Below are 304 nucleotides of genomic sequence, written 5' to 3' on the forward strand. Positions count from 1 at the left end.
ATCCATTGCAACGTCATCAAGGAGTGAGTCAATGTCATCAACATCGAGTGCATCGTCTAGTTCATCTTCGTCAACTAGCGCGTTTTCATCAACTAGCTCGTCAACTTGAGGCTGGTCATCCTCTTCTGGCTCTTCACTGAGTGTTTGTTCAGTCGTAGCTTCATCAGTTGAGGCTTCATCTGTTGCAACGTCATCAAGGAGTGAGTCAATGTCATCAACATCGAGTGCATCGTCTAGTTCATCTTCGTCAACTAGCTCGTTTTCATCGACCTGTTCGTCAGTTTGAGGCTGGTCATCAACTTCA

General features: G+C 45.7%; 1 pseudogene. It reads right to left on the reverse strand.

Annotated elements, in window-relative coordinates:
• A pseudogene (locus JIG41_RS01880) lies at positions 1-304 on the reverse strand (hypothetical protein); the annotation flags it as partial.

This window comes from Pseudoalteromonas sp. bablab_jr011, assembly GCF_016464045.1.
GTDB classification, from domain to species: domain Bacteria; phylum Pseudomonadota; class Gammaproteobacteria; order Enterobacterales; family Alteromonadaceae; genus Pseudoalteromonas; species Pseudoalteromonas lipolytica.